Source organism: Hubeiibacter jixunmingi (genome assembly GCF_041928215.1).
Classification (GTDB): Bacteria; Pseudomonadota; Gammaproteobacteria; order Pseudomonadales; family Moraxellaceae; genus Acinetobacter.
In genome coordinates, this window is the sequence record NZ_JBHFHK010000107.1 from 1 (window position 1) to 4,018 (window position 4,018).

At 40.8% G+C, this 4,018-nt stretch carries 2 protein-coding genes; both read right to left on the minus strand.

Going from position 1 to position 4,018, the window contains the following annotated elements; genetic code table 11:
- Window positions 1-231: 231 nt before the first annotated feature.
- Window positions 232-2,499, minus strand: a complete 2,268-nt coding sequence (locus ACEYX7_RS10695; protein ID WP_374805468.1) for a bifunctional prephenate dehydrogenase/3-phosphoshikimate 1-carboxyvinyltransferase — start codon at window positions 2,497-2,499, stop codon at window positions 232-234.
- Between the two features lie 25 nt (window positions 2,500-2,524).
- Window positions 2,525-3,619, minus strand: coding sequence for a prephenate dehydratase (pheA, locus tag ACEYX7_RS10700; protein WP_374805466.1), 1,095 nt, complete (start codon window positions 3,617-3,619; stop codon window positions 2,525-2,527).
- Window positions 3,620-4,018: the final 399 nt, after the last annotated feature.

Genomic DNA, 4,018 nt, shown 5'->3' on the forward strand with positions numbered 1-4,018 from the left:
CCATTGGGCATCAGTAAGTGTTAGTCTATTCATATAAGCAGAATAACTGATTTTCTTTGTATGTCAACACACCCTAAACTCAGTACTTATAATGAAGATGGCGTCGCTACACCGATGCAAACCACACAAACTATTGTTCTTGAATGCCCCAAAAAACCACCACAGCAAACACAATAAAAACACCCTCAAAAGCATTTAATTTTGGGGTGTTTTTAAAACAATGATACTTTTTTAACCCACTTCTTTTACACTTAAATTCAACCCTGCTTGTTGGGCGATTTGCGTAAAAGTTGGGAAGCTGGTTGCTACCGTTTCTGTACCGTAAATGACAATATTTTCACTGGCACGAATCCCCGCAATACTAAAACTCATGGCAATACGATGGTCATGATGCGATTGGATTTCACCACCACCAAAAATTGGCGACCACTCACCTGTTTTGCCTTTACCATTGATAATCATGCCATCTTCAGTTGGTGTACAATCAATATCCAATGCTTGTAAGCCATCTGCCATCACTTGAATGCGGTCACTTTCTTTGACACGCAATTCTGCTGCGCCAGTCAATACCGTTTGCCCTTCAGCACATGCTGCTGCGACAAATAACACTGGAAATTCATCAATCGCCAAAGGCACTTGATCCTCAGGAATATGAATACCTTTGAGTGTACGGCTACCTTTGATACGAATATCCGCAATCGGCTCACCACCTGCAATACGTTGATTTTCAAGGGTTAAATCTGCACCCATCTGTTTTAAAATTTCAATCACACCAGTACGGGTTGGATTAATACCCACTGCTTCTAAGGTTATATCAGCATTTTTACTAATCGCTGCTGCCACCATAAAAAAGGCTGCACTGGAAATATCCGATGGTACTTGGATATTGGTTGCTGTCAGTTTGCCCCCACCTTTTAAACTAATTTTATTGCCTTCGGTTTTCACGTCATAACCAAAAGCACGCAACATACGCTCGGTATGGTCACGGGTTGGTTCTGGTTCTGTAACCGATGTTTCACCATCCGCCCAAAGACCTGCCAATAAAATCCCTGATTTGACCTGTGCGGATGCCATCGGCAAATCATAATGAATGCCTGTCAATTTTTGTTTGCCTGTAATGCTGACTGGCGGTGTGCCTTTTTCACCTGTGGTTTGGATTTTTGCACCCATATCACGTAAAGGCTTGGCGATACGCTCCATCGGACGCTTGCTTAATGACGCATCACCCGTCATCACACTGTCAAATTGTTGAGCTGCCAACATGCCTGACAATAAACGCATACTGGTACCTGAGTTACCCATATATAAGGCACTGGCAGGAGCTTTTAAGCCATGCATACCTACACCGTGAATGGTGACTTCGCCATTTTTTGGACCTTCAATCGACACGCCCATATCACGAAACGCTTGCAAAGTCGCTAAAGCATCTTCGCCTTCCAAAAAGCCTGTGACTTGGGTTGTCCCTTCGGCAATCGCACCAAACATAATCGAACGATGAGAAACTGACTTATCACCTGCCACGGTAAATGTGCCTGTTAATGCCTTGCTATGGGGTTGGATAATAAATTGTTGACTCACCGTCTGTTTCTCCATCAATGGGGTTTTACTAAGCATATGATTAAAATGTTGTCTAGCAGCACGAGCATGACCGAGCATACCCATCAATTGATGCGAATCTTGTTGTTCAATGACCGCCTTAAACTGTTGTAGCTGTTGCTCAAACTCAGCCACGGCTTGCAATAAAGCCGATTTGTTGGCAAAGAAAATATCATGCCACATCTGAGCATCACTGGCAGCAATCCGAGAAAAATCCCGAAAACCGCCTGCCGCATAGCGAAAAATATCCAGATTATCTTGGCGATTTGCTAATTGTTCAACCAAATTAAATGCCATCAAATGTGGTAAATGACTGGTATATGCCAACACTTTATCATGCTGTTCGGCATCCATAAACACCACTTCCGCCCCAACCGACTGCCATAATTGGCTAATCATTTCAATGGCTTGAGTTGAACTACTGGCAAGTGGCGTAATAATGACTTTATGATTTACAAAAAGATCCGCTTTGCCTGCCATGACACCACTATTTTCCGCACCTGCAATCGGGTGAGCCGCCACAAAACCACTTGGTATAGCATCACCAAAAACCTGTTGCATGGCACTGACCATACTGCCTTTGGTACTGCCCACATCCGTTATATAACTGTTAGGATTTAAAAAAGGCTTTAAATGGCTTAAAACTTTTTGTACTGCTTGTACAGGGACTGCCAAAATAATCAAATCTGAACTGGCAATCAAATTTCTACTGCTCTCATCAACTTTATCATGCCCGCAATCGATAAAATGCAGCTTTTTACCTTGTTCAATATAATGCAAATGATTGTCTATCGCCACGATACGTTGTGCCAAACCACGCTCACGTATGGCACGTGCAAGGCTTGAGCCAATCAGACCCAAACCGATAATTAGGACTTGTTGAAATAATATCGATTTATTCATGATAAAAGTTTCAGCTTACTTTTCATCAAAGCACAGCCAAAGGATAAGAACCTAATACTCTTAACTCTTTGACTTGTGGGCGGATTTCATCCAGTGCAAGTCGGATATTGTCATCATCAACATGACCTTTGAGATCGATAAAGAATACATAAGCCCATTTATTTGGCAAGTCTGGACGGGTTTCGATACTGGTCATGGTAATGCCATGCTTTGCAAATGGCGTCAAAATATCCAACAATGCACCCGAACGGTCTTGAGCTGATACCAAAATAGAGGTTTTATCTTGCCCACTGCGTTGGGTTTTTTCTCGCCCGATCACCAAAAAGCGTGTGGTATTTTCAGGATTGTCTTCAATATTGGCATGTAAAATTTCTAAATCATAAATTTTAGTCGCCACATCACTGGCAATCGCTGCAGAATGCCATTCATTACGAATACGACGTGCAGCTTCTGCATTGGAATTTAATGCCACCAGTTCTACCGCAGGATAATGGGCATCCAGCCATTTACGACATTGTGCTAAAGTTTGTTGATGAGCATAAATTTGCTTGATGCTGTCTTTTTTGGTGTTGCTTGATATCAAAAATTGATGATGTACAGGCAATTCCACTTCGCCAATCACCTGTAAATGCGAGGTTTTAAAACAATCCAAAGTATGATTGACCATGCCTTCTGATGAGTTTTCTACAGGTACTACACCGTAATGAGCTGAGCCTGATTCCACTTCCCGGAACACTTCATCAATGCTACCAATCGGACGCGTTTGTGCATCCTGCCCAAAATGTTTGATGGCTGCGGCTTGGGTAAATGTGCCTTCTGGCCCCAAAAAGGCAATTGATTGTGGAGCTTCTAATGCCAAACATGCCGACATGATTTCACGGAATAAACGTGCCATGGTCTCATCGGACAATGGACCTTGATTACGTGCCATCACTTGACGCAAGACTTGCGCTTCTCTCTCTGGACGATAAAATATAGGATTGGTCTCTGCCAATAATTTTGATTTTGCGACCGCTTCCGCAAGGCTAGCACGCTGATTAATCAGCTGTTGAATTTGTTCATCGACTGCATCAATTTGACCACGAATATCGGCTAAAGTAAGTGGTGTGCTGTTATTCATAATTAAGACCCAAATCCATCAAAATTTATCATCAAAGCAAATATAGCATAAATTGACATGCACTTTACATAAAAAATACTTGTTGGACCTATAACATGCCAAATTTTTAAAGCACGTTTTCCATAAAACAAAATTTAACGATGTATAACAACAACTGTAATGTTGAACATAAAATGTCATTTGAATTTTTATAAATATTAGACCAAAGTCGATTGTTGTATTTTTACATTCAATTTTATTTGCGTACAAAAAATAAAAAAAATATTTTTTTAATAAAAAACATAATGTTATTTAAAAAAATGAATTTTAATAAATTTTAAAATTTAGGGCGTGTTGACAATTAACGCAAATTGATTATTGTTGCAGCCAGATAGATATTAGCAGCAAAAGATTCATCGG

Coding starts and splice junctions, on each gene's coding strand:
- ACEYX7_RS10695 (WP_374805468.1), bottom strand. CDS start 2,499: ATGAATAAATCGATATTATTTCAACAAGTCCTAATTATCGGTTTGGGT.
- pheA (WP_374805466.1), bottom strand. CDS start 3,619: ATGAATAACAGCACACCACTTACTTTAGCCGATATTCGTGGTCAAATT.